This window comes from Paenibacillus sp. FSL H8-0260 (assembly GCF_045040625.1).
GTDB lineage: Bacteria > Bacillota > Bacilli > Paenibacillales > Paenibacillaceae > Paenibacillus_AQ > Paenibacillus_AQ odorifer.
In genome coordinates, this window is record NZ_CP150298.1 from 5,114,398 (window position 1) to 5,140,660 (window position 26,263).

Consider the following 26,263-nt stretch of genomic DNA (forward strand, 5'->3'; position numbering starts at 1 on the left):
GGTATACCTCTTTTCTCTAAACTGTTTACCTTACTGAAATCAGTTGAAAAAGCTGCGGGTCTGCACCTAGACGGGGATCATGGCAGCGTGTGGATTCAAGAAACACACAACCCCAGCCCCCACGCTGTTCTCCTGCTACGGTAAGAACTCTTCCGTCATTGCTCCCAATAGTCAGTGAACCTGCTTCTGTCTCTGTAAGCAACCATATAAACTGATCTTCGTTGTCACGAATAGGCTCCAGCAGCAAGGAATTCAACGGGCCAATAGATAAGGCCTTTTCACTGTTTCGAATTCTCGCCCTACCCCTCTCCCCGTATTCAACCGTCCATCTCTGCTGCTGATCTTCATACGAAAGCGTCCGGACTTCGACGTTCAGGGTCTCCTCATGTTCAATGGATTGATTTCCCGCCGCCAGATAAAGCCCCATTCCTAAGCTTTTCAATCTGAACAGACCACTACCAGAGCCGCATTCCACAGCTACGATTCCCTTCCTAAGGTCAACCACCGTTCGCTCTGCCCAGTCAAGCTTCATTTCCCGGTCAGAAGGAAAGCTGAGCGGCAGAAATACATAGGAAGAGGCATAATAATCCGCAGGGTCCCAGCGATCCCCAACATACAAGTAAGAGCACTGGTCATTGTCTGTTCCTACAATAGGAACTATAAAAGCAGGCTGGCTGTCGTATGTAGTGATGTCGCCCAAAGGCAGCAAGGGTGACCAACGACCAAATAATTCCTCAGACCAGGCATAGGTTCCTTGGTTAGGCAACCAGCCCGTACAGGCGGACGAGATGAGGAAGTATACACCCTGACGTTTCATTAATGCAGGTGCTTCACGTGCTTGTCCGGGCCACAAGGTCTTGAACTGTTCTTCTATGCTGAGGTAATCAGGTGACAGACGATACATAATAAGATCAGCATTTTCCCTTGCCGCGGAGATAAAATATGCCGTCCCATCGTCATCCTGGAACAAGGTGCAGTCCCGAGACATGTTACCTATCGGATTAAAGCTGCCCCGGTAAACATAATCCCCATCTACCGTCCCGCAATCAGCGATCGCGCAGCGCGCATCAGAGTAGTCGCGTCCATTTTCCCAATGCATCCACATAACAAATCTCCCTGTAAGTTTGTTGTAGAGTACTTTTGGGCGCTCAATTACCGCACCCGTTGGGCGCCCCTCCCTGTCCAAGGGTTCAAGCTCTAATGTGGTGCGATGATAAATCGGCTGTACCGGTGAATCGAGTGTGAGCACATCATTGCGCCATTCCCAATTCACTAGATCCACAGATCGGTAGCAGCTCACTCTCCGCCGATCCATCCGGTTCTCACCAAACCAGTAATAATATCCATCCGTATAGAGCATATGTCCACCATGTGCATGTACAGGATTTCCGCTCATATCCAGAAGTGGAGCGCTATTTAGTAGGGTGACTGTACTCGCATTTTCGTCCATGATTAACCTCCAGAGGATCAGATTTTTAGACAAAAAAGCAGGTCCGGCCAAGGATGACCTTAACTGAACCTGCTGTTCTTGCGAACTTATTTCAATCCCATCTGAGACATCACATCCACCTTGCTAGCATTGTTATACCATTCGTTGATTTCTTCGGAAATTTTCGTACCGCCTTTGTCATGCCATTGCTTCACGAAGTCATCGTACGCAGTTAGCGGCTCTTTACTGTAAATAATTTTGGTGAAGGTTTCCTTTTCCATCGTATTCAGTTGCTCCCAGGTTGTCTGCATGGTCTTGGTAGGTGGACCGTTAAATGCATTTGGAAGCAGTGACTCTCTATTCTCATAGGAAATCACATATCCCTCTTTGGCTGTTTCATCATTTGATGCCGATCTGATCAAGACCCCATTCTCAGCTTGTGCACCTTTGGAAAGATCATAAAAAGATTTACCTGGGCCATCCACACTTGGTGTATTTTTGGTAAAAGCCATTTTCCCTACACCTTGAGCGGCATCCAAAGGCGTATTGAATTTTTTGGAATCGAATACCACTTCATCGCCAACGATGTCATAATCATATCCCTGAGCATAACCATATTTGAAATCTCCGGTACCAAATGCTGCATCGTAAAGCTTGTCATAATACAAGAAGAAAGCTTCCATATTGTTAAAGTCTTTATTAAACATAAAGACACCATCGTTCTGTTGACCGGATTGGTAGGTTCGATCCCCACTTACACCATTAATTGTTGGGTAAGCTTTGATTTTAGCCCCTTTTACGTTAGTTTCCACATCTTTAACACTGCCGTACAGCCAAGGACGGCCAATAATAATCCCTGCTTTACCTTCAGTGAAATCCGCCAGTGCATCCCATGCACCCTGTGTAGCCAGCTCCTTATTTAAATACCCTTTGGAGTACCAATCGCGAAGTTTAGCTAACGCATCCTTTGTCCCATCAGCGACGGAACCGTAAGTAAGTTTACCATTGTCGTTATACCATTGGCCGGGGAGACTCTTCCCTGTATAAGCACTAAAAATCATTACAGAGTCGCTTACCCAGCCCGTGTTGTAAGAATCTTTTCCCGAGAAATCAAATCCATAAGTATCATTTTTTCCGTTACCGTCCGGATCATCATTCGTAAAAGCAGCGATTACCTGTTCAAATTCATCTATATTTGTTGGCGCTTTTAAATTTAATTTATCTAACCAATCTTGACGGATAAGCATGATCTCACCTTCAGTGAGATTGGGCGAGATCGCCATCCCATAAACCTTGCCGTCCTGGATAACCGGGTTGAACGTTGTTGGATATTGTTTATATATTTCTTTCAGACGCTCAGGCATATATTTGTTAATGTCCTCCGCAATATCTTTTACAAGTCCAGATTGAATCAGATCATTTTCTAATGAGGTATCATACACTGGCAAAACATCCGGAAGCTTCTCGGAACCAGTGAGCGCTAAACGAAGTTTCGTATTATATTGGGAGGCATCACCGCCCAAAAGAGTAGTTTGGATGTTAATCCCTAGATTCTCGACACCCCAGCGGGTCAACACATTATCATTTAAGCTCTCCCCGTTGATATATTTACCTGCATTCTCATCTTGTTGCTTGGCGATGTTGATAGTAATAGGAGGATCGTATTTGCCGTCTTTGAGAACCGCTTCTGCCGCAGTAGATTCTTTACCGTTTGAGCCGCAGCCCGATAGCAATCCTGCCATCAATACAGTAGTCGTTATTAAGGCCCCTGTTTTTTTCATCAATAAGCTCCTTTGAATTAAAGTTTTATATGTTGGTCACGTTATTCTTTTACAGCACCCAGAACGATGCCTTTGACAAAATACTTCTGTAGAAAAGGGTACACAAGGATAATGGGCAGTGTGCTAATAAAAATTTGCGCAGCTTTGATACTCTGTTCTGACAACGCGGCTGCTTCTGATTGACTAAGTGCCATACTCTGCGCTGATCCTTGCACCACTACAGTCTGTAAGAATGAAGCTAACGGATAGTCCGTTGTATTCGACATATACAAAATCCCATCAAACCATGCATTCCAGCTCCCCACCATGATAAACAATCCAACGGTTGCAAGACCGGGAAGGGAAAGCGGAAGATAGATTTTCCGGAAAATGACGAAGAACGAAGCCCCATCGATAAATGCCGCCTCTTCAAGCGCCTTAGGGATTGTTTTAAAGAAATTCATAATCAGAATCAAATTATAAGCTCCGAAGGCACCGGGAAGCACGAGCGACCAGATCGTGTCCTTGAGCCCAAGTTTCGTAACCAATATATAAGAAGGAATCAATCCACCGGAAAACAACATCGTGAATATAAAAATCCACATTAAAGCATTACGCCCACGGAAATCTTTGGACAAGGCATACCCCGCCGTTGTAATAATAAACATACTGATTAACGTCCCCAGTACCGTCCGGACCACTGAGATTCTCATGGAGCCTGTAAAATTCGTGTTTTTAAAAGTTTTCACATAGGCTTCGATATTAAAGTCCACCGGCCAAAAGGATACCAAATTCCCATTTACCGCCGTCTTACTACTAAATGATTGTGCTAGTAAATGAAGCATAGGCAATAAACACGATAAGGCTACTAGAATCAGGAGGATATGATTGAAAATCGAAAATATCCTATATCCCTTGGATTTATAATACACTCCCATTCCTCCTAACAGTTTTGTAAGCTTAACAACTTCGGCTTAAAATATTTTATAGTTAGCTACCTTGTAAGCAATTCGATAGGAAATTACGATTAATATGAAGCTGATGCCGGATTTAAACAATCCAACAGCGGTACCAAAACCGTATTGGCCATTCAATAACGATGACCGGTAAACATAAGTATCGATGATATCTCCCGTACTATATACGAGTGGATTGTATAAGTTAAAGATTTGGTCAAATCCTGCATCCAGGATATTTCCAAGGCTTAACGTTGCAATTACGATGATCATCGGCATCATACTCGGTAAGGTAACATGGCGTATTTGTTGGCGGCGTGAAGCGCCGTCGATCTCAGCTGCCTCATAATAAGAAGGGTCGATCCCTGTAATCACCGCTAAGTAGACAATCATGCCAAATCCGAAGTTTTTCCATAAATCACTGATGATGATCGTCGGTCTGAACAGCGTAGGATCGCCCAAAAAGAAAATTGGTTTCAGTCCGAGGAAATTCGTAAGAAAATGATTTATGCCCCCATCCAGACCTAAGATATCAATCATGATTCCGGCAACGGTTACCCAAGAGAGGAAATGCGGTAAATAGACCAAGGTTTGAATACTCTTTTTAATCCCCATGTTTCTAATCTCGCTTAGCAGAATCGCCATAAAGATAGGAACAATAATTCCGACTATAATTTTGATTACAGCAATAATGAGGGTGTTGATAATGGATTGTGTTGCCTCTTTATATTGGAAGATTCTTGCGAAGTTATCCCAACCAATCCAAGTTGAACCTGTAATTCCAAGCCAGGGCTTGTAATCCTGAAAGGCCATCACTAATCCGACCATAGGACCGTAGGCAAAAATTAGAACGAATACCAAAGCTGGGATACATAAAACATACAATGGCCAATTTTTTTTGATTTCCTTTTTCCAAGGATTCTTTCTGCTTTTTTTAACGTTGGCTTTCTCACTCCATTTGAGCTGGGTATTCATTATCTGTGCTATTGTGCTTACCCCCTTTTACATTCTTGGCTGCTAATTTCTTTCTGGTTTAATGTTAACAAAAGCGCTTTCATTCGAAAATGTCTCAAATTAAATATCATAACCACTCGCTAAACATCTTTATAAACGCTTTCATTTTGCGAGAGCTCTTCTCTTTTTCTTTTGGAATATATAGCTTATGATGAATTCACACGAGTCCTAGCGACAGGAGTAATGCTTATGATTAAAAAAGTAAATATGAAACGATTTATATATTTTTTCGTTTTTTTCCTTTTACTTACCTTAAGTTTGTTTTTCGTAATGAACTCCCTAGGTTCCAAAACCATTCAAGAGAGCTTGGTTAACTCCTCCAAAAATCAGCTAGCCTATACGGAAAGCATTCTGGATGGCATCATCTCTGAGGCAAGTTTGTATGGCATCCAATATACAGCCGACACCTCCGTACGTTTCTATCAAAGCAAAATACAAGAGATGAACAATTACGATGCCCAGATGAAAAAAAACGATATCTATGACCGCATATCAGCACCACTTCTCTCCAGTCAGGCGATTGAATCTATCGGTATCTACTGGAAATCGGACGGCACTTTTATTTTTACGGGTCATGATTCGCTTGCCAAACAGCCCTTTCAGAAGGTCACGCAGCGAGGATGGCAGATTGTTAATAACAATTTGTATTATTTTTCAATCTACCCTTATATTCATGAACCTAAGAATCCTGCCAATATTCAGTACATCGTGGGCGTTAAGCTGAAAAAGGAGTATTTAACAAGTCTTTTAGAAAAAGCAGTGAGTGGCGGCGAGAGCTCCAATGCCTTTTTACTTGTGAACAAGAGTTTAATGATTAGCAATAAAGCGGTGGATATTCGAATCGAGGAAAAAGCCAAGGAGACGATAACACCCAATGCACATGAAATTTTAAAGTTTGACTATCATATCAACGATGATGATTATTATGTTTTATCAAAGTATATTGAGCCGATTGATACGTATCTTGTTACCTATACGCGAATGAGTGATTTTTTGAATCCGCTTAACCGGAATAAACAGGTGTTTTTTGTCAGCATCTTAATGATCTTGATCATTGGCCTTATCGTGATTTTTATGTTCTATCGAAACTATTATCGCAATGTATATCTGCTCGACAAGAAATTCTACCAAGTGGAACAAGGGAATTACAGCACCAGAATTAGTGAGAACCCGGACAATCAATTTTATAGTCTATTTAAAAGCTTTAACCACATGGTCGCCAAAATACAGGCCTTATTCGCTTCATTAAAAATAGAAACCGAGCTGCGCAGAAACGCCGAAGTGAAACAGCTACAGGCTCAGATCAATCCACATTTTCTTTACAATAATCTGTTTTTCATTATGGCTGTGGCAAAAACTTCACCGGAAGCCGTAATGCAGATGAGCAAGCATTTAGCAGAGTACTATCGTTATTTAACAAAAATGAATTCAGATAATGTTACGTTGGCTTCTGAATTGCAGCTTGCCGATCATTTTTTATCCATCATGTCACTTTCCAAAAAAATAAATTATGAAATCAACCTGCCTCCTGAACTGGGAGAGCATCTGATTATGCCACTGATTATCCAGCCTATGGTCGAGAACGCAATCCAGCATGGGATTGAAGAACAGCAAGGGGCTTATCGCGTTACTATAGATGTAAAAGAACTTGATACTGGAGCGTTAATTATTGTAGCCGATGACGGTAAGGGGCTATCTAATGAGGAAATACACCAGCTAATGGCCAGACTTGAGAATGAATCCCCCCCTGAAGGATCAAGAGGAATTGGTCTTTGGAACATTCATCATCGCCTCAAAAATGCGTATGGTGAATTAAGCGGACTGCGGTTCTTCATCAATGACTGGGGTGGTTTATCCGTGCTGGCATTCATAGATTTCTCGCTGGATGAAGGAGGACAATATGCGATTATTGATAGTTGATGACGGGCATTACATCGTTGAATATTTAAAACACCTGCTGGATTGGAGCAAATTTGGAATTGAGCATATTGAGACGACAACAAATTCGATTGAAGCCAAGGAGCTATTGAATCAGAATCATATAGATATCCTTATTACAGATATTCGTATGCCCGAGGTATCCGGCATTGATTTACTGCATCATGTTCATGAGAAAAAGCTCAATACCAAGGTAATTTTCCTTTCCGGTTATTCTCAATTTGATTATGCACAGCAAGCCATCCGTCTGGGCGCTTTGGATTATTTACTCAAGCCGGTAGATAAAGAGGATATGGAAAAAGCCATGCGTCAAGTTATTAAGAATATCGCTGAGAAACCCCCAAAAACCCCAGTGGCAGAGAAAAAGATAGATGGGCTAGGTTACTTGCTTTCTGTTATTAGCGGACCTTCCCCACTACGTTATGATCACAGCACACTCGATACTGCTTTACGGAATGAGCACTTTTGCTTTTTTCACGTCTCAGGGGCTAGAGGGAAAGATGAAATGATGTTAAAAGATCATAATGGTGGACGGGACTTTATTTGGATCACTCCATCAGCCATTACTGGAATTATTCCAGAATCCAATACCGAAACTGTGGCAAGCAGCGTCGATTCCATTTCTTTTTCCGAGCCGTTTGAATTTTCTCAAAAGCATGCTGTTCGGCATATTTTTTATCATTTCTTTTTTAATGAAAATATTGGGGCCAGTGACTTTACTATGCTGAGTGCCTCTAGTGCTCTCCCTAAATTAGAGCTTGGAGAATGGGAACAAACCAGAAAAAACATTTTAAAAAACTTTGCCAAGCTCACTGTCAAAAAACAAAAGCTCCTCTACCTGCTCGAATTCATTAATTTGCTGTATTCCACAACCGATAAAATCCAATCAGCTGAGGTCGCAGACTGGATTTTCAATCAATTATCAGAGCCAAATACGGCTCTTCAATCCATCTTGCAGAGCCTCACCCAATTAGATAGAAGCGCTAAATTTTCCAATCAAAACATTGTTCATACCATTCAAGCCTATATCTCCAATCATATTAGTGATTGCTTGAGCCTGGAGGACTTAGGGAAAATTGTTCACCTACATCCTGTTTACCTGTCCAAATTTTATAAGCAGGAGACGGGTGAAAATTTATCGAGCTACATTTCTTCTAAACGCTTGGAAAAGGCCTCCAAGTTATTAATCGATTCCAACTTACATGTGCTCGATATTTCACATCTAGTCGGCTACAAAAAGCCACAATATTTCATTAAGCTATTCAAAGATCAGTATGGCATTACGCCTTATCAATATCGAAGACAGCAGATTAAATGAAACAAAAATTGAACAGATCAACAAAAAAGTTTACACTTTGAATGAAGTAACGAACCACGGAAAGGAAACCTGCTAATGTTGCGCTCCTCCTACACCATTCGCTCGGAAGAACAAGCTTCTATGCTTCTGTTTGATTCTATTGGCTGGGAACAAGCCGAGACTCCGGCATATTCATTCAACGGCCAGAACCGGACGGAGAGAAGTTGTGTTATTTTTCAGTACACCTTATCTGGAGAGGGTAGAATTGAAATAGACGGGGTTGTTCACCCATTAACGAAGGGCAAAGCTTTCCTAGTGACTGTCCCCAGTATACACAGATATTATTATCCGGAAGAAGGTACAGAGCCCTGGGAATTCATTTGGCTGAATGTACGAGGACCTCTAGCTATTTCACTCTGGAACCAGCTGATCGCACATGGCGGTCCCATTATAGAACTCCCTCAGGAATCGGTTCCGATGGATTTATTGTGGAGTATGTTCAAGGACATCCAGGTTGATGAAGAAAGAGATTTGCATTTTCTAACGGGGAAAGCCTTTCAGTGGATATTGTCCATGGAGAAATACCTCAAGAAACCGAGTTTGTTAACCACCTATATAAAAAATGACAAACTCCATGCCGCTATACAATTCATGAAAAATGATCTGCACAATAATAACCTTAGCTTAGACGATGTCGCCGCACATGTTGGAATTTCTAAACATCATCTTTGCAGGCTATTTCAAAAAAACATCAATCTCTCGCCTTTTGAGTATTTAAGAAGGAGACGGATCGAGCTGGCAGCATCTATGCTGAAAACAACAGATCAGACGATCTACCAGATCGCTGTGGACACCGGATTTGACAATGCCAGCTATTTCGGCAAAGTCTTTCGTTCCTACTTTGGAGTTAGCCCCTCCACTTACCGCGAGCAGGACCTAGAGTTCCTGTCCAAACATGTGTTTTTTGAAAATTGATGTTGCTAGGCATATCTATTCGGCTTCGATAGAGCTGAGTGGCAGGTGTGGCAGACGTGGCAGGCGTGACAGGCGTGACAGGCGTGGCAGGCGTGGCATGCGTGGGGTGCTAATTCGGGGCCGGTGGATGCAAGTAGTAACCATTCAGATCTGGTGGTGCCAACTCACAACCACCCTCCCCCGCTTTCGGACCCCAATGGCACTATTTGCCAATTTTTCGCCTTTTGAGCACAGTTTCGGACTCCAGTGCAGCTATTCCTTCGAAAGAGGTGCATATTTGGTACTTTTAGAGTCAATAGCGACTATGCGGTCCGATAAAACTCTAAATGTGTGAAAAGACTGCGGTTAGCGGCATTTGAGTCCTATAGCACTGTGTTGGATGGGTAAGCAACTTGCAAGGCGTACTAATTCGCGTCCAGCAGCCCACGGCTAAGGAAGCAACTTGCTAAACACCCTAATTCGCGTACAGCAGCACCGAGTGATAACCATCCCCCGCCGCTTTCGGACCCCAATGACGCTATTTGCCAATTTTCCGCCTTTTGAGCACAGTTTCGGACTCCAGTGCAGCTATTCCTTCGAAAGAGGTGCATATTAGGTACTTTTCGAGCCAATAGCGACTATACGGTCCGATAAAACTCCAAATGTGTGAAAAGACTGCGATTAGCGGCATTTGAGTCCGATAGCACTGTGTTGGATGGGTGAGCAACTTGCATGTCGTACTAATTCGCGTCCAGCAGCCCACGGCTAAGGAAGCAACTTGCTAAACACCCTAATTCGCGTACAGCAGCACCGAGTGATAACCATCCCCCGCCGCTTTCGGACCCCAATGACGCTATTTGCCAATTTTCCGCCTTTTGAGCACAGTTTCGGACTCCAGTGCAGCTATTCCTTCGAAAGAGGTGCATATTAGGTACTTTTCGAGCCAATAGCGACTATACAGTCCGATAAAACTCTAAATGTGTGAAAAGACTGCGATTAGCGGCATTTGAGTCCTATAGCACTGTGTTGGATGGGTAAGCAACTTGCAAGGCGTACTAATTCGCGTCCAGCAGCCCCCGCCTAGGTAAACATCCTGCTAAACACCTTAATTCGCATACGAAAGCACCGTGTCACCCCTCTACCGCCGCTTTCGGACCCCAATGACGCTATTTGCCAATTTTCCGCCTTTTGAGCACAGTTTCAGACTCCAGTGCAGCTATTCCTTCGAAAGAGGTGCATATTAGGTACTTTTCGAGCCAATAGCGACTATGCGGTCCGATAAAACTCCAAATGTGTGAAAAGACTGCGGTTAGCGGCATTTGAGTCCGATAGCACCGTGTTGGCTGGGGAAGCAACTTGCATGGTGCCAATTTGAGCCCGCCGACTTCGAGTTATAAACACTCAACTCCAGTGGCGTCAAGCTACTTGCAAGGCGCACTAATTCGCGTACGGCAGCACTTGGCTAGCAAAGCATCTTGCTAAACACCCCATCCAATAACAGCTTCGGGCGCGCAGCTAGTCACAAAAGAACTCAAAAAAGGAGAAAAAAGGAAGGTGCCCAGCAGCCAATGGCTTTTGGGACCCCCTCCTTTTTTGATTAAACTTCTCTAAGCACGAAAAGTAGGCTTCTGAAATCGCCCTCGAGCTGTGGAAGCGTGAGTCCGAAGTGCATCAGTTCATCCCCTCTGTATACTCCGCCGTTAAACTCAAGCTTATACGATTTCGCAGGGTCGAGTCCTTTCAGACGCAATCTGCGCAACGGTGGATTAGGCCCGGCCAGAACTTGGAAGTAGGTGGCGAAGGCTTCTTTTTTATCAGCGGAAACAAACATCCATGCCGTCTCGTTTCCTTCAAAAGGACTAAGCAGTCGATAGAAATCACCGTACTGAATCAGCATTCTCAGTTCCTTGTACTCCGAAACCTGCTTGCGGATATCCTCGCGCTCAGCTTCAGTAAGCTTGGTCAAATCCAGCTCGTAGCCGAAATTACCCGACATCGCGACATGACCACGTGTCTCCAAAGGTGTAATACGATGTACCTGATGGTTAGGAACAGCCGACACATGGGCACCCATTGAACTCGCAGGATACACCATACTTGTTCCGTATTGGATCTTCAATCTTTCCATTGCATCCGTATCATCGCTAGTCCAGGTCTGTGGCATATAATACAGCATTCCCGGGTCAAATCGTCCGCCACCGCCGGAGCAGCTTTCGAACAAAATATGAGGGAAACGGGAAACGATACGTTCCAGCACATCATAAAGTCCAAGGATATAACGGTGTGCCGTTTCACGTTGACGTTCGGCTGGAAGAAGCGCTGATCCAATCTCCGTCATATTCCGGTTCATATCCCATTTCACATAAGTAATCGGAGCGGATGATAATACCGAGCTAACTGACTCGACGATATAATCACATACATCCTTACGGGATAAATCCAGCACTAGCTGCTGGCGGGCTAATGAACTTTTATGCCCAGGTACATGGAGACACCAGTCTGGATGTTCACGGTAAAGATCACTTTCAGGCGATACCATTTCTGGCTCGAACCATAATCCGAATTCCATGCCCATTGCCGTGATATCTTCGCCTAGCTTTCCAAGACCTTCAGGCAGCTTGCGACGATCCTCTACCCAATCTCCCAGGGAGCTGTCGTCGTTATCACGTTTGCCGAACCAGCCGTCATCCAGCACGAACAGCTCCAGGCCTAGCTCTTTGCCTGCTTTAGCAATTTCTTTGATTTTATCCGCGTTAAAATTAAAATAAGTCGCTTCCCAGTTGTTAATCAGAATAGGACGCTTGCTATCGCGGAATTCACCTCTGCATAACCGGGTCCGATACAGACGGTGATAGGTTCTCGATAATCCGCCAAGCCCTTCACTGGATCTTACCAATACGGCTTCTGGAGCCTGAAAGGATTCGCCCGGTTCAAGCAGCCACTGAAAATTGAAAGGTTGAATACCGATCCCAACTCTGGATATTCCGTATTGATCCACTTCTGCTTGGGCGAGGAAACTCCCGCTATACACAAGGCTGAATCCATAAACTTCGCCATGGTCCTCTGTCGCATCTTTTGCAAGCAAGGCCATAAAAGGATTCTGCTGATGGCTACTGGAGCCGCGTTTGCTGTCAATCCGTTGGATGCCAGGAACGAGGGGTCTTTTGTGAATATGGCGTTCTCTAGTCCAAGTACCGGATAATTGCAGCATGTCATAGTCAGAATCATGGAAGTCAACATTCGCGCTTAATACTCTTTTCAAAACCAGATTGTCCTTACCCAGATTCTCAATCCGCACGGAACGTGTTATAACATCCTGATCGTTAAATACGGTATAGCTCAAGGCAGCGATCAATCCTGTTTTATCATCTTGCAGTATAATTTCCAAGGTCTCTGCTTCTTCATCACTTTCAACATAAGTAGCAGGCAGACCTTTGAGTGCAGGTTTTCCTTTATTAATGGTGTAGCTCTTATAACGGAAATCCGTTACGGTCGTGCCATCTACTAGGTGAACCTCCAGTGCCGGTTCGCGGAAATCCCCGTTTCCATAGGAAGGGAATTCGCTTGGCAAGGTGTCGAGGGAGATATTTTTATCCTCCTGCAAATAAGTTGGACTAAAAGAGCAACGTTCCACCAAATTCAACGGGTGTTGAAATTCTCTCCCTGCCAATTGTGGGCCCCAGTAGACATGCGCTGGAATAACACCTTTGATCATTTCAATAATATAGCTGGATTTCTCTGACTGTAAATGAAACACCTTGCGGTTGTCGTCATAATAAATACCCATAATATGTTTGCACTCTCCTTAAGGTAGCTCAATAGAACGTTTATTGTTTGTAGTTAATGCTTCTTCGAAGTCTATTTTAGAGTGAAATGGAAGGGTATACAATCTTAATATCTATACCTATTATAGTAAAATATTGATCTATCTATACACAGGATCTAAACCACTAGAATATATATCATCAAACTGTCATTTGGAGATTGGTAGCCTAAGATATAGTAGGAAAATAACCTTTTGCTTAAATATCAAAGACGGAACGTACAGTAAGCTGGGCACGCAGTTCCTCAGCCGTAGCTGGTTTGTCGAGATCTTTTTTGGCAACCGTAACGATTCTTGAAATGCCAGCTGACAGGTCGAAATAGTTATCACTGAAGATCGCATCTCTTTCCTTGAAATCAAGTCCAACGAAACGGGCATATGCTTTTGACTTCACAGTATTTTGAAAATTATTAATAAAGACCCTTTTGATCTTATGTAACGTGATGGAAATCACATGATTTAATGTAAAATAAATGAATAATTTAGAAATGAAATACAATTATCTTAATCGATGCATGATATGCTCTAGAAAGGGAGATAGGATTGAAGTTGGATTTGGAAGGGTTGAATGTGGATTCCTTGATTCAGATGCTTAAGGCATCATTTTCATTTGAGAATTGGGATGCCATGATTGAAATTGCAGATAAGCTTCACGAACAAATTTCCATCATATATGAAAACAATAGTAACCTCATAAGAGGTACTAAACTGAAGCGGAGTATCCCCTATTATTTTGGATATAGCTCATGCGCAAAAGGTATAGCACTACAAAAGTCCGGTAAGTATGACGAGGCAAAACTATGTATTCAGAAGTATGCTGACCTGGGCTGGATAATAGGTTTAGATGAAGAGGGTATTTATGAAGTCGAATATTACCGCAATATTGCAAAAGCCAATTCATACGTTATCGATCTGCTGGAAGGCAAAATGGGAGTGCTACATAAATACGTTGAGTTTATTAGAAAAAGTGATGATGAAGAATTATTGCCGGGACTCATTACAATCTTAGAATCTTCGATAATACATGATTATTCCGTTGATTGGATTCTGAAGGAATTCAAAATCAATGTTGATGACATAGGAGAACATGAGACTATTGTAAATATCAGATACCATGAGGATTACATTTATTTGCTGGCGATGTATTACTATAAACAAGAGAATATGTACGATACAATCAACACTATTCTAGAAATCTTGTTATTAAGCATCAAGCTAGACGATGATACAGGCTTCAAAAAATCAGCAGCGCTCTTTGAACTCCTTAGAGACCACGCCGATCAATCACAACTCAAAGTGCATCACAACATCATGAAAACAATAATCGAAAAAGAGTTTACCAGGTCCTTCAGCTCGCGAATCGAGTTCAGTAAAATACACAGTTAAGCATCACGGAGGTCGTCGTTGATTGGAATATAAAGTTGATTATTAAAAAGGAGCGGTTCTCCGGTTAATGGGGGAATCACTCCTTTAGGGTGTATTGGTCCCGGTTCAGTCCGCTCCGCTCGATCCGATGCATTCTGGGGATTTATCCTTATCCCATTCATTTCGCCAAATTCGCCCCATCTGGTGACATCCGCTCCATCCGCAACATTCTAGGGCATTTATGCCTCTTTTTTCGCCACTTCCGCTCGATCCGCCACTTTCTACGGGATTTATCCCGCTCATTTCGCCACATCCGCCCGATCAGTTGCATTCTGCGGGATTTATCCCGCTCATTTCTCCGCATCCGCCCGATCAGCTGCATTCTGCGGGATTTATACCGCTCATTTCCCCGCATCCGCCCGATCCGCTGCATTCTGCGGGATTTATCCCGCTCATTTCTCCATATTCGCCCGATCAGCTGCATTCTGCGGGATTTATCCCGTTCATTTTGCCACATCCGCCCGATCCGCTACATTCTGCGGGACTTATACCGTTCATTTCCCCCGCATCCGCCCGATCCGCCACATTCTACGGGACTTATACCGTTCATTTCCCCCGCATCCGCCCGATCAGCTGCATTCTGCGGGATTTATACCGTTCATTTCCCCGCATCCGCCCGATCGACTGCATTCTACGGGATTTATACCGTTCATTTCCCCGCATCCGCCCGATCGACTGCATTCTACGGGATTTATACCGCTCATTTCTCCGCGTTTTGCTCGATCCGCCACATTCTAAGGCATTTTTGCCTCTCTTTTCGCCACTTCCGCCCGATCAGCTGCATTCTGCGGGATTTATACCGTTCATTTCCCCGCATCCGCCCGATCGACTGCATTCTACGGGATTTATACCGTTCATTTTGCCACATCCGCCCGATCCGCTACATTCTACGGGATTTATCCCGTTTATTTCGCCACATCCGCTCGATCCGGTACATTCTGCGGGATTTATCCCGTTCATTTCGCCACATTCGCTCGATCAGCTGCATTCTGCGGGATTTATACCGTTCATTTCCCCGCATCCGCCCGATCCGCCACATTCTGCGGGATTTATACCGCTCATTTCTCCGCGTTTTGCTCGATCCGCCACATTCTACGGGATTTATCCCGCTCATTTCTCCATATTCGCCCGATCAGCTGCATTCTGCGGGATTTATACCGTTCATTTCCCCGCATCCGCCCGATCGACTGCATTCTACGGGATTTATACCGTTCATTTCCCCGCGTTTTGCTCGATCCGCCTCATTCTAAGGCATTTTTGCCTCTCTTTTCACCACATCCGCTCGATCCGCTACATTCTGCGGGATTTATACCGTTCATTTCCCCGCATCCGCCCGATCCGCTGCATTCTGCGGGATTTATACCGTTCATTCTGCCACATCCGCTCGATCCGCTACATTCTGCGGGATTTATACCGTTCATTTCCCCGCATCCGCCCGATCAGTTGCATTCTGCGGGATTTATACCGTTCATTTCCCCGCATCCGCCCGATCAGCTGCATTCTGCGGGATTTATACCGTTCATTTCCCCGCGTTTTGCTCCATCCGCCACATTCTAAGGCATTTATGCCTCTCTTTTCGCCACTTCCACTCCATCCACCTCATTCTAAGACATTTTCGCCTCTCTTTTCACCACTTCCGCTCGATTCGCCATATTCTACGGTACAACTCCCGCTCCCTTTTCGCCGCTTCTGCTCCAGCCGAGGTCTATCTGCCCGCCCCAGCATAAAGTTTTTTCACTCCCCCTCAGAACCTCGCTTAATAAAATCACTTAATAAACCTGAACCCATTAAGATTCAATAAATATCCGCTAGAACCGGTAAATTTTAGATATACATTATGCGTGCCGGTGGCGCCGCTGATTGCACATGTTTTAGTCACCCAGGTCTGCCAGCCGCCTGTTCCCGCTACCGGACAAGTTCCAACCAGAGTTCCAGTTGAGCTGTCCAGTCTAATTTCGATAGTTCCTCCCGATGTACCGCTCGCTACTCTTGCTTCGAAACTTGTGGGTCCGACGCTTCCAAAGTTAACATTATTAAACGCGATATAATCGCCATTCTCTATATAGCCGACATTCTGACCGCCTTCGGAACTCGCTTCATTTTTCACACCAGACATGCTGGTATAACGTTCTGCTTCGATCGTCGAATAGGCATCATAATAATTTGTTTTTAACCACTCCGCAGTGTTCCAAGAAACTTTTGAGACCCCGGCATATTGATTTACTGTGGAGACAACGCCAGATAGAGGAACTGTTTTATAAGCATAAGGCAATTGCTCGTTATACCCATAAGTGAATGTAAAAGGTGTAGATGGCGGGTTTGATTTACTCATATTTTCAATTCCGACTATTGATGATGACCAAGCCCACTGGCCAATGGTTGCTTTGTTATTCCAATTCATTCCGTTAGTAAAGGCATTAACACCATTATTATCCCAGCTGCTGCCTGTATAGGTTGTTCCGCTACTAGTTGTTACTGTAGAATTTACAATTAAACTATGGTTCATCGCATCCTTAAACAATACGTCAAAAGGTGCATTCATATTAGCAGTATCATCCCCTTGAAGCTCCGCACCAATCAGCGGTTCATTAAAAGCATTATAGACATTGGTGTCCCCCGCTATAGAAGCTCCATTTCTGGCGTTCATTCCACGCGATAATTTATCATGGCCATATTTGGAGATTGCAGTAACGCTGTCGAGTACATTCTGATGTGTAGAGTTATCAAAAGAATTATTAAATAGATGCCCGACTCCTTGACGAATCATTGGCAGACGCGACCCAACATTTGTATAACGATTGTATGCTAAAGTTAAGCGAAGTCTTTGATTTCCATCTTTAATTTCCACACCGTTAGAACCCACATAATTCGTATAATCCTTGTCACCCGATCCTACCAAATGAACTTTGGAGTGATAGGCGGCATAAGCCATAATTTGATTTTTGGTAGCCCCTTCGTTACGAATTTTATAGTAAAGGCTGGTGGAGGAGTTCAGTGATCCTGTTGCATATTTTTGCTCCATATATTCAATTGACTTATAAATAGAGCTACTAGTCGCTGGATTTTGAGCTGCCGCTAGACCAAATTCGTTCCAAGAATAAGTTACATTCGTTGAACCATTTTCCATATCAATCATTCCATCCGCGGCTATCGAAAACTTACAGTGGTCTACCCATACATTGTTTGCGCCATTTACCTTGATAAAAGTCCAGCCTACCTCTTTGTGCTCACCTGTATCATCCCATTGCCACATTTCATCAAAATTGAGATTTCTAATGACAATATCATTCACTGAGCTCTGCAATTTTAATTCTGCGTGTTTAATAGTTTTACCTGAAGCTGAAAAAATCGTTAATCCATCAATATTGGCTATGCTTAATTTGGATACACCGGAGGTTATTAAGAGTGGGTTCGTGAATCCGTTTGATGGATCAGGATATTTTGTAACAAAGCTATATTTTGAAATTTCAGTAGAATTTAGTGCTAATTCAGTCCACCCTAAGTTTAGATTATCTGTAACTTCAATAACTTTTACAGCACCACTGCCTGCATCCAAAATTGCTTGTAAAAACTCTCGGCCACTGCTGACCGTTCGATAATATGAGGTACCTGCATAACTGCTTCTATCTTTTACACCTAATGATGCAAAACCAGGAACTGATAAAAAACTGCTGTCATAACCCTGCTCAACCTTAGACGCGTTAGGAATTGTATTTACCGCTGCCGCCTCTGCTTTGCCTGCTAGATTAGAACAAGTTAAAGTCACCAATAAACTTCCCAGCATTAAACTACGTAGCACTTTTTTAATCATTTGATCCGATCCCTCCTACTTATTTTAGTGAAACGACCCTACCTGAATGATCACCCCCTTTAATGAAAGCGCATCCAATTATGATATAAAAAGATCCCCTCCGATTGACTGTGATTAGACTCATCTACCATGAGGTCTGTTTCCACTGCCTACCAGAGGGGAATCCTACAAAACCATTCCTTGTTGCCATGCAATTCTATCTATACTAAATTTGGATCGATCATTCGCAGCGTTCCGTCCGCATTATACTTTAATTCAGTAACCTTCACACAGCGCTTATGGCTCACACCGTCCGACAAAGAACTATCATGATAAAATAGGTACCATTTGTCCCGAAAGTTCACGATGGAATGATGCGTTGTCCATCCGATCACCGGGGTCAGAAGTGTGCCTTGAAACGTAAATGGTCCCAGCGGATTGTCTCCAATGGCGTAGACGATTTTATGTGTGTTCCCTGTAGAATAACTGAGGTAGTATTTCCCCTCGTATTTATGCATCCAAGGACCTTCAAAAAATCTTCGTTCTTCATCGCCTGCCAGAATAGGACGTCCTTCAGTATCAATGATGGAGATTTCCATTAATTTGTCCTGAAAGGACAACATATCCTTGCTTAGCTTTGCCACGCGAGGTCCCAATGCAGGTTCGTGTGGAGCCGGCCCTGTGCCATCAGGCATGTAGGTATCCGTACTCCACTTCTCCAGCTGCCCCCCGCGAAGCCCTCCTAAGATCAGATAAACCTCGTCGTCATCGTCGTTGAATACGGCCGGATCAATGCTGAAGCTTTCCTCCATGTAATCCGCCTCCGGCGTAAAAGGTCCCGCCGGTGAATCCGCTGTCGCCACACCAATCCGAAACACCCCGCTGAGATCCCGCGCCGGAAAATAAAGATAATATTTGCCGTTTCGGAAGCCAGCGTCTGGAGCCCACATTTGCTTGGATACCCACGGGACATCCTTCATATGGAGTATTTCACCATCGTCTACGAATTCTGCTGACCTATCATCCATAGTTAGAACATGGTAATCCTCCATAGCATAATGATCTCCATCTAAGTTGTTGGGAACGCTGATTTCAAGATCGTGAGACACATAAATATATAGTTTATCCTCAAAAACATGAGCCGACGGATCAGCAGTGTAAATATGTTTTACCAGAGGCTCATTTCGCTTCGAAACATTCAGCATAAGCTTCTCCTTTGTTTTGGGGTTATTCGGTTACTTGGTTATTCACTTACTTGGTGATTCGGAACCAATCGATATCAAGATATCCTCCATTGCCGGAACCTACGGCAAATAGACCTGTCTTAGCTCCCACCCAATGTCCTTCTATAGCTTGAAATGACTCTACAGGTACGGAAGTGAAGTCTGTACCCTCCAAGCTGTAGCCGAAATGGCAAGTCGCATCCTCTAATACCTCGACCCGCAAGAAGAGACTATCCGTGTCTATCAAAGGATATGACCACATTTCTGTCTCTCCCGTATCATCTCCTTGCATAAGCGATAGGGCTAGCGTCCCCTTCAGTTCTTGATCCTCTAATCTTCGTACCACCAAGCAACAATAACGATAACCAAAAATCATCAAACCTCCGGACTCCCCTATTCCCAAGCCCGAAGGGTCAACCTTGCAGGCTGCTGTAAACGAAAGTGCTGGGAATTTCTGCAGCAAGAGCTGCGGACTATGGTATAGCCCTTTGTTGTCTACGGGTTTATGTTCAGCATTTAACCGAAGATAGCTCTCTCTTGCCTCGAGACTATACCAAGACGATTTGGGGTTAGACTGCCACTGCCACTGCAATCCAAGCGTTGAAGACTCGAAATCGTCAGAAGTTGCAGGCACTGACACTGCGTATGCCTTCCCGACCTCAGGCTTTCGGTAACGTATCACTGGCACTCCAGCTCCATCGCTTGCTTGAAGCTCTCCCATCAAAGGCCAGTCATCTACCCAACTGACCGGCTGCAAATGAACGACCCGGCCATAAGGTCCTTTATCCTGGAAATGGATAAACCACGATTCGCCCGAATCCAGCTCCACTAGTCCGCCTTGATGCGGGCCGTTTACTGAGGTCTGCCCTTGTTGCAGAACGATTCGGTCCTCGTAAGGGCCCCAGATGTTTCGGGAACGGAACACTGTCTGCCATCCGGTTGCCACGCCCCCTGCCGGAGCAAGGATATAATAATATCCGTTGCGCTGGTATAACTTTGGTCCTTCCAGAGTCGGATGATTTTCGGTTCCATCATAGATAATCCGGCCTTCGTCCAGCAGCCCTTTACCGTCAGCGGACATTCGGCACAGCCGCAGCTTGTGCTTAATGCCGCTGCGGCTCTTCGCATAGGCATGAATCAAATACGCCTGTCCGTCCTCGTCCCAGAAGGGACAAGCATCAATTAAGCCTTTGCCTGCCTGAACCAGATGCAGTGGCGTCCATTCTCCGGCAGGGTCCACCGCCGAAGTCATCATGATGCCGACATCTGGATCGCCATAGAAGACCCAGAACTTCCCGCCATGGAATCTTAGGCTAGGTGCCCAAATGCCATTGCCATGCTGCGGACGGTCATACCCCTCCAAGTTCATCTCCAGCACAGCATGATTGATGATTGCCCAATTGACTAAGTCCTTCGAATGCAGGATCGGCAATCCGGGAATGTGCCCGAAGCTAGAAGCGGTCATATAAAAGTCATCACCGACGCGAATTACGTCCGGGTCCGAATAGTCCGCATGCAGGATTGGATTGATATAAGTTCCGTCTCCCTGATCTGAAACCCAAGGCTCTGCGTATTCTCCAAGATTCATGTAGTAATCCTCCCCATGTCCTTTTCCTTTTTATCCTTTGACCGAACCGCCTGTCAGACCTTGAATCAGATAACGCTGAATAAACATAAAGAGCACAATAGGCGGTATCAATCCAATAATGCTGCCTGCCGCGAGCGATCCATACTCTACACTGTACTGGCCGATCAAATACTTCAGTCCGATTGGGATCGTAAATTTGGACGCATCTGTCAGGAATGAGAAAGCAACCAAGAACTCATTCCAGCAGCCGATAAAGGCGAACAGCGCAGTCGCTACGATCCCCGGCAGAATCACTGGCGTAATGATCGTGAACAAGACCCGGAATCTTCCTGCTCCGTCGACCATAGCCGCTTCGTCAATCTCCTTCGGAATACCAGATACAAACCCTTGCATCAACAGCGAGTTGAACGCAACCTGTGAAACGATATAGAACAATATGATCGCAAAAGGCGTATTCATAATCCCCATGCTCTTAAAAATCAGGAACAGCGGGATGACGAATAAGATTACCGGAAGCATCTGAGTGCCCAGCATCATAAGCATAAAAGCATTTTTTCCAACAAATTTAAATCTGCTCAAAGCATAGCCGTTAAAAATCGACAGCAATGTAATAAAGATCACCGACACCGTACAGATGAAAAGACTGTTTACAAAAAATCTCGAAAAATTGTTGACACTCCACACCTTTATGAAATTATCAAACGTAATTGGATGCGGAAGGTAACGAATCGTGGAGCTGATAATATCATTCTCATGCTTAAGGGAAGTTGAGATGTCCCAAAGAAAAGGCAGCAGGACAAACAACAACGTAACAGTCATAGGAATATAGAACAAACACAAAGTGGTTAAAAAACGTTTAAGCTTACTCATTTTGGCCACCTCTGCTTAATTTCATATAGACGACCACAAAAATCATTAGAACAGCGAAGGAAAGGACCCCCATAGCCGAACTATAGCCATAATTCCCGTTCAAAATTGCCGTCTGGAACATATAAATCGGGAGAGTGGTTGTCATATTCATTGGACCGCCGTTTGTCATCGTGAAGATCATATCGATAGAGTTGAACTCCCAGATGGCTCTTAGCATCGTAGTGAAAATAATACTTTCCTTAAGATAAGGCAGGGTAATGGAAAATAACTTTCTTGCCTTTCCGCAACCGTCGACTTCGCAGGACTCGTAGACTTCTTTCGGAATAGACTGCAAGGAAGCAAGCAGCGCGACTGCGAAGAACGGAATCCCTCTCCACAACTCGGCCAGTACAACCGAACCGAATACGGTATGGGTGTTCGACAGCCAAGCGATATTCTCGTGAATAATCCCTAACCTCTTCAAAAGATCGTTAATGACTCCGATATGCTGGTTGTACATGAGCGACCACAGCATTGTCGTAAGAACGCCTGATACCGCCCAAGGAATAAGCACGAGCGAACGTATAACGCCTCTAAACCGGAAGGCCTGATTAAGCAGCAGGGCCACACCTAAGCCGAACACGAGCTGAAGAACGACTTCAATAACCACCCACTTGATGGTTATCCATAGAGAGCTTGGGAACAGATCGTCATGGAATAAAATCTGCTTAAAGTTACTCCACCCGGCAAAACCGTCATCCATCGGCCGAGTCAAGTCATAGTTCTGAAAGCTTAGTTGGAAGACTTGTAAAATAGGGTAGAACATAATGACCGCCATGAGAACGACAGTCGGGATGATCAGAACGTAAGGAAATATCCTGTCGCTGCCGATCATCTTGTTTTTTCTCTTGGACGTTCCCGTCACTTGTCCTGTTGCTAATTGTTGTTTCACCTTCATGAAATAATCACCTCAATAAGAATAATAGGCTATGCATGAAGCTAGCTAAATAATATATCTTGCAAAGTTTGTTTGTTTTTTTGAAAATAAAAAATAGCAGCAAAAAAACAACCTCATCCCAATCATTGACTGGAATAAGGCTGTTTGTGAACGCTTTCCAACTATTACGAGCTATGCTGCTGTCTATACTCCATCGGGGTAAACCCTGTATGCCGCTTGAACAAAACACTAAAATACTGGGTATTCACATACCCAATTTTCTCAGCAACCTCATATACCTTTAAATCGGTATGCACAAGCAGTTCAGTAGCTTTATCTATTCGCACTTGGACAATATACTCACAAAAATTAACATCCGTATACTTTTTAAACAAAGTACTGACGTACGATGGTGTAATGTGGACCGTCTCCGCTACTTCTTTTAAGTCCAGATTCTCATTCTGATAATGATTTGCGATATAATCCATAATTGTGCGAAGAATAGCTTGATGCGAATTGCTTGAATATTTGACCTGATCATAGAAAATAATCGATTGATCCATCCGGACATCCTTCATCTGTGTCGCAATCAATGCTTCCTCGTAGGAGACGCCAATATGTTTAAACCCTTCACCAATACTGCCTATACCGATCTTGGCGTGAACTTTGAGATATTGCTCAATCATCACTGTTAAGCGGCGGGCAATAAGCTCGGTATCCTGCTTCAGCTTCTCCGCACCCTCGTTTCGGTAGTTGAACAACAGATTGATCCGGTGGTTATATTGAATCGCATACACCTGAACCCCGTCGCAAATTGCAGATTCTAGCACCTCATTGCAAAGGTTTTTGAGAGTGAACAATAATAGCTCCAGATCGACGGGTTTATTGGGTTTAAGAAACCTTCCGACACCATCCAAGCTCAGAACAGCCATCACGAACACCGAGCCGCAAAACGTTAAATCGAGCAGCTTCGCCTCCCTATCAATCGCTTCCTCATTCCCCGACCCAGAGATCAACTCGCTAAAAAATTGGTTCACGATAAGACCATGGCTTTTTATATCCTTCTCACGTTTTCTCCGCTCTTCCTCCAGTGCGTCAGACGCATTCATGATTGTCCGCAGGATTTTATCGTTATCTTCATACTTTAATATGTAATCAAACGCTTGAAGCTGTAGCGCCTCCTTAGCATAAGAAAAATCATCATACCCCGTTAAGAAGACAATCTTCAAATCTAAGCCATTCTCCTTCACTTGGGCGGCAAGCTTCAGTCCATCCATAAAAGGCATGCGAATATCCGAGAGCAGTAGATCCGGCTTCTCCCTTTGGATAAGTTCCCAAGCTTCCTTCCCGTCCACTGCAACTCCTGCCACCTGAATGTTTCCCTGATCCCAATGAATATTCCTGCGAAGCCCTTCCCTAATCCATTCATCATCGTCTGCAATGACCAGCTTATGCACGATTCGTCACCTCATTTTTCGTATATGGAATCCTTACAGTCACTATGGTATAAACCCCCTCTTCACTATCCAGCCGAATCCCGAACCCGTAGCCGAATTGCAGCGCCAGCCGTCGGTGAACATTACGCAGCCCGAATGTCACTGGAGCCTCTTGAACATTCTGCGCTTGAATAGAAGTATTCATCTCCTGTACCTTCTCTACATCCATCCCTGCACCATCGTCGAAGACTTCAATTATTGCTGCATCCCCGCTTGGCCTTCCTGTTATTCTGATGATCCCTTTTCCCTTCTTGTTTTTGATGCCATGATAGATGGCGTTCTCGACAATAGGCTGCAAGGTCAGTTTCATGATAGGAAGATGCATAATGCTCTCTTCAACTTGAATCTCAAATTCAAAATCTTTCTGGTAACGGATATTTTGAATTTGCAAGTAGCTTTGAACATGCTCAATCTCTTCTCTAAGCGTTATGACCTCCCGCCCTCTGCTAATGCCGATCCGAAAAAAGTGGGCCAGCGCACTAACCATTGTCGATGCCTTTTCCTTCTCACCCAAATCAATCATATGTTTGATAGATCCGAGAGTGTTGTATAGAAAATGTGGTTGAATTTGCGACTGCAATGCTAATAACTCCATTTGCCGCTTCTGTTCCTGTTCATCCTTAACTTGCTCCAGCAATTGGCGAACCGAATCGACCAAATTCTCCAATCCACTGGCTAATACACCAATTTCATTTTGCTCTTTCAGCTGAAAGTTAACATTTAGGTTCCCTTGTCTAAAACTCTTCACTTGTTTGGACAAATAACGGATGGGATTCGTCAGGCTGCTCGCAAAATAGGTTGCCATGATAATAAAAACTACGAGAATAACAGCTACGATTGTAAGCGTTATCGATTTAATCTGGCTTGCCTTGGCTAAGATATCGCTTTCAGGAACGATGGCGGCGAGCTTCCACCCGTTCAGCGATAACGTTGTAAAGTGAATCATCATACGTTGGTCCGACTTGCTGGCCGCCCTTAAATCTCCCTGGTGATTTGCGTTATTACGGATATCGTTCACGATCTCATCGCCGATAGCGTACTCTTTGGATAACGGCTTGGAATACATCACCCCATCTGGACTGATCAGAGCCAGCGAGCCATTGGGACTAATATTGACATTCTGTAAAATGTCGAGCAGATAGGATTCCTTCATATTAATCAGAGCCATGCCACTGACCTCGGAATCAAGATTTCCGATAATTTTAAATACGCTTACAACATTACGTTTCGTGACAGTAGTAAACACTTGATCCTCATGCGTATTCAACCAGTAATAACTGCTTTCTGCATCCTTTTGGTTATATCGGGCCAGCCATTCATTAAGATTCACACCGACATGCCGGGGAATAAAGTCCTTCTGTATGTTGAAGGTCCGGCCATTATTAAACGTGACAAAAATTGAATCGATGACTTGCAAATGATTCCGGTAGGCTTCCTCGAACTGTTTATGAAGATCGATGATATCATCGTAGCGATGTTCTCCTTCGTCTTGTCCATTATCTAATAAAATATATTGAAAAGCCGAATTGTTCTCGATTGACACTAGCTGTTCGAAGATCGTATAAAGCTTGTCGTTAAGAAAAAAGCCCGTTTGCTCGGTCGTATCGCTTAGCAAATAATAAGCGTTTTGTTCGAGCTGCTTAACGGCAGTGAAATAGGAAAAAAAACCGGTAAGCGCAACGGATGACACAAGAATAGGCAAAAAATAAATAAGCAGCTTAATTTTGATTGGGCTTCTAGAAAGATACGAGAACATGTATTTCCCCCAAATGAATTCGTTTCGG

The 26,263-nt window shown here is 44.0% G+C and carries 19 protein-coding genes; 4 read left to right on the forward strand and 15 right to left on the reverse strand.

What is annotated here, in order from left to right; all coding sequences use genetic code 11:
• Positions 1 to 25: 25 nt before the first annotated feature.
• The 4 genes from MHI51_RS22850 to MHI51_RS22865 form a co-directional block, all read right to left on the reverse strand.
• The gene (locus tag MHI51_RS22850; RefSeq protein ID WP_076219543.1) at positions 26 to 1,450 is read right to left on the reverse strand and encodes a family 43 glycosylhydrolase; all 1,425 of its coding nucleotides are present in this window, start codon (positions 1,448 to 1,450) and stop codon (positions 26 to 28) included.
• An 86-nt stretch (positions 1,451 to 1,536) separates the two neighbouring features.
• Positions 1,537 to 3,210 carry a hypothetical protein gene (locus MHI51_RS22855; RefSeq protein WP_405173289.1) on the reverse strand — a complete coding sequence of 558 codons (1,674 nt, stop codon included), beginning with the start codon at positions 3,208 to 3,210 and terminating at the stop codon, positions 1,537 to 1,539.
• Between the two features lie 41 nt (positions 3,211 to 3,251).
• Positions 3,252 to 4,121 (reverse strand): carbohydrate ABC transporter permease, encoded by an 870-nt coding sequence (locus MHI51_RS22860; RefSeq protein WP_081383383.1) that lies wholly within the window; start codon positions 4,119 to 4,121, stop codon positions 3,252 to 3,254.
• 42 nt (positions 4,122 to 4,163) lie between these two features.
• A complete protein-coding gene (locus MHI51_RS22865) occupies positions 4,164 to 5,120 on the reverse strand; it encodes a sugar ABC transporter permease (RefSeq protein WP_081382600.1) in 957 nt (318 codons plus the stop codon).
• 228 nt (positions 5,121 to 5,348) lie between these two features.
• On the opposite strand from MHI51_RS22865, the gene MHI51_RS22870 reads away from it, so the two are divergent.
• The 3 genes from MHI51_RS22870 (at position 5,349) to MHI51_RS22880 (ending at position 9,369) form a co-directional block, all read left to right on the forward strand.
• Positions 5,349 to 7,079, forward strand: coding sequence for a sensor histidine kinase (locus tag MHI51_RS22870; RefSeq protein WP_076302658.1), 1,731 nt, complete (start codon positions 5,349 to 5,351; stop codon positions 7,077 to 7,079).
• Positions 7,060 to 8,415 (forward strand): response regulator, encoded by a 1,356-nt coding sequence (locus MHI51_RS22875; protein ID WP_341003471.1) that lies wholly within the window; start codon positions 7,060 to 7,062, stop codon positions 8,413 to 8,415. The genes MHI51_RS22870 and MHI51_RS22875 overlap by 20 nt, the downstream gene beginning before the upstream one ends.
• Before the next feature lie 75 nt (positions 8,416 to 8,490).
• Positions 8,491 to 9,369: an AraC family transcriptional regulator gene (locus MHI51_RS22880; protein ID WP_076130289.1), complete on the forward strand. Its 879-nt coding sequence runs from the start codon at positions 8,491 to 8,493 to the stop codon at positions 9,367 to 9,369.
• Positions 9,370 to 10,945: 1,576 nt separating this feature from the next.
• Here MHI51_RS22880 and MHI51_RS22885 read toward each other — a convergent pair.
• Together MHI51_RS22885 and MHI51_RS22890 are read right to left on the reverse strand one after the other, a co-directional pair.
• Complete coding sequence (locus MHI51_RS22885) at positions 10,946 to 13,135, reverse strand: alpha-galactosidase (protein WP_405173290.1); 2,190 nt, start codon at positions 13,133 to 13,135, stop codon at positions 10,946 to 10,948.
• Positions 13,136 to 13,370: 235 nt separating this feature from the next.
• On the reverse strand, positions 13,371 to 13,625 hold the full coding sequence (locus MHI51_RS22890) for a glycoside hydrolase family 2 protein (protein WP_256719114.1): 255 nt from the start codon (positions 13,623 to 13,625) through the stop codon (positions 13,371 to 13,373).
• 89 nt (positions 13,626 to 13,714) lie between these two features.
• Between MHI51_RS22890 and MHI51_RS22895 the strand changes: the two genes are divergently transcribed.
• A complete protein-coding gene (locus MHI51_RS22895) occupies positions 13,715 to 14,557 on the forward strand; it encodes a hypothetical protein (protein WP_076278197.1) in 843 nt (280 codons plus the stop codon).
• A gap of 157 nt (positions 14,558 to 14,714) precedes the next feature.
• Here MHI51_RS22895 and MHI51_RS22900 read toward each other — a convergent pair whose 3' ends face one another.
• From MHI51_RS22900 to MHI51_RS22940, 9 genes are all read right to left on the reverse strand, one after another.
• The gene (locus MHI51_RS22900) at positions 14,715 to 15,053 is read right to left on the reverse strand and encodes a hypothetical protein (protein ID WP_076221192.1); all 339 of its coding nucleotides are present in this window, start codon (positions 15,051 to 15,053) and stop codon (positions 14,715 to 14,717) included.
• Between the two features lie 423 nt (positions 15,054 to 15,476).
• Positions 15,477 to 15,710, reverse strand: a complete 234-nt coding sequence (locus tag MHI51_RS22905) for a hypothetical protein (RefSeq protein ID WP_144024941.1) — start codon at positions 15,708 to 15,710, stop codon at positions 15,477 to 15,479.
• A 651-nt stretch (positions 15,711 to 16,361) separates the two neighbouring features.
• Positions 16,362 to 18,407, reverse strand: a complete 2,046-nt coding sequence (locus tag MHI51_RS22910; RefSeq protein ID WP_076219249.1) for a carbohydrate-binding protein — start codon at positions 18,405 to 18,407, stop codon at positions 16,362 to 16,364.
• A gap of 200 nt (positions 18,408 to 18,607) precedes the next feature.
• Positions 18,608 to 19,591: a glycoside hydrolase family 43 protein gene (locus MHI51_RS22915; RefSeq protein WP_076219248.1), complete on the reverse strand. Its 984-nt coding sequence runs from the start codon at positions 19,589 to 19,591 to the stop codon at positions 18,608 to 18,610.
• A 46-nt stretch (positions 19,592 to 19,637) separates the two neighbouring features.
• Complete coding sequence (locus tag MHI51_RS22920; RefSeq protein ID WP_076219247.1) at positions 19,638 to 21,197, reverse strand: glycoside hydrolase 43 family protein; 1,560 nt, start codon at positions 21,195 to 21,197, stop codon at positions 19,638 to 19,640.
• 30 nt (positions 21,198 to 21,227) lie between these two features.
• Positions 21,228 to 22,067: a carbohydrate ABC transporter permease gene (locus tag MHI51_RS22925; RefSeq protein WP_076128910.1), complete on the reverse strand. Its 840-nt coding sequence runs from the start codon at positions 22,065 to 22,067 to the stop codon at positions 21,228 to 21,230.
• On the reverse strand, positions 22,060 to 23,004 hold the full coding sequence (locus tag MHI51_RS22930; RefSeq protein WP_076128908.1) for a carbohydrate ABC transporter permease: 945 nt from the start codon (positions 23,002 to 23,004) through the stop codon (positions 22,060 to 22,062). The genes MHI51_RS22925 and MHI51_RS22930 overlap by 8 nt, the downstream gene beginning before the upstream one ends.
• Positions 23,005 to 23,168: 164 nt before the next feature.
• Positions 23,169 to 24,440: a response regulator gene (locus tag MHI51_RS22935; protein ID WP_076219246.1), complete on the reverse strand. Its 1,272-nt coding sequence runs from the start codon at positions 24,438 to 24,440 to the stop codon at positions 23,169 to 23,171.
• The gene (locus tag MHI51_RS22940; RefSeq protein ID WP_076219245.1) at positions 24,433 to 26,235 is read right to left on the reverse strand and encodes a sensor histidine kinase; all 1,803 of its coding nucleotides are present in this window, start codon (positions 26,233 to 26,235) and stop codon (positions 24,433 to 24,435) included. Before MHI51_RS22940 ends, MHI51_RS22935 begins: the two co-directional genes overlap by 8 nt.
• Positions 26,236 to 26,263: the final 28 nt, after the last annotated feature.

Coding starts and splice junctions, on each gene's coding strand:
- MHI51_RS22875 (WP_341003471.1), top strand. CDS start 7,060: ATGCGATTATTGATAGTTGATGACGGGCATTACATCGTTGAATATTTA.
- MHI51_RS22885 (WP_405173290.1), bottom strand. CDS start 13,135: ATGGGTATTTATTATGACGACAACCGCAAGGTGTTTCATTTACAGTCA.
- MHI51_RS22870 (WP_076302658.1), top strand. CDS start 5,349: ATGATTAAAAAAGTAAATATGAAACGATTTATATATTTTTTCGTTTTT.
- MHI51_RS22940 (WP_076219245.1), bottom strand. CDS start 26,235: ATGTTCTCGTATCTTTCTAGAAGCCCAATCAAAATTAAGCTGCTTATT.
- MHI51_RS22930 (WP_076128908.1), bottom strand. CDS start 23,004: ATGAAGGTGAAACAACAATTAGCAACAGGACAAGTGACGGGAACGTCC.
- MHI51_RS22925 (WP_076128910.1), bottom strand. CDS start 22,067: ATGAGTAAGCTTAAACGTTTTTTAACCACTTTGTGTTTGTTCTATATT.
- MHI51_RS22865 (WP_081382600.1), bottom strand. CDS start 5,120: ATGAATACCCAGCTCAAATGGAGTGAGAAAGCCAACGTTAAAAAAAGC.
- MHI51_RS22900 (WP_076221192.1), bottom strand. CDS start 15,053: ATGTGGCAAAATGAACGGGATAAATCCCGCAGAATGCAGCTGATCGGG.
- MHI51_RS22910 (WP_076219249.1), bottom strand. CDS start 18,407: ATGATTAAAAAAGTGCTACGTAGTTTAATGCTGGGAAGTTTATTGGTG.
- MHI51_RS22855 (WP_405173289.1), bottom strand. CDS start 3,210: ATGAAAAAAACAGGGGCCTTAATAACGACTACTGTATTGATGGCAGGA.
- MHI51_RS22915 (WP_076219248.1), bottom strand. CDS start 19,591: ATGCTGAATGTTTCGAAGCGAAATGAGCCTCTGGTAAAACATATTTAC.
- MHI51_RS22905 (WP_144024941.1), bottom strand. CDS start 15,710: ATGAGCGGGATAAATCCCGTAGAATGTGGCGGATCGAGCAAAACGCGG.
- MHI51_RS22880 (WP_076130289.1), top strand. CDS start 8,491: ATGTTGCGCTCCTCCTACACCATTCGCTCGGAAGAACAAGCTTCTATG.
- MHI51_RS22920 (WP_076219247.1), bottom strand. CDS start 21,197: ATGAATCTTGGAGAATACGCAGAGCCTTGGGTTTCAGATCAGGGAGAC.
- MHI51_RS22850 (WP_076219543.1), bottom strand. CDS start 1,450: ATGGACGAAAATGCGAGTACAGTCACCCTACTAAATAGCGCTCCACTT.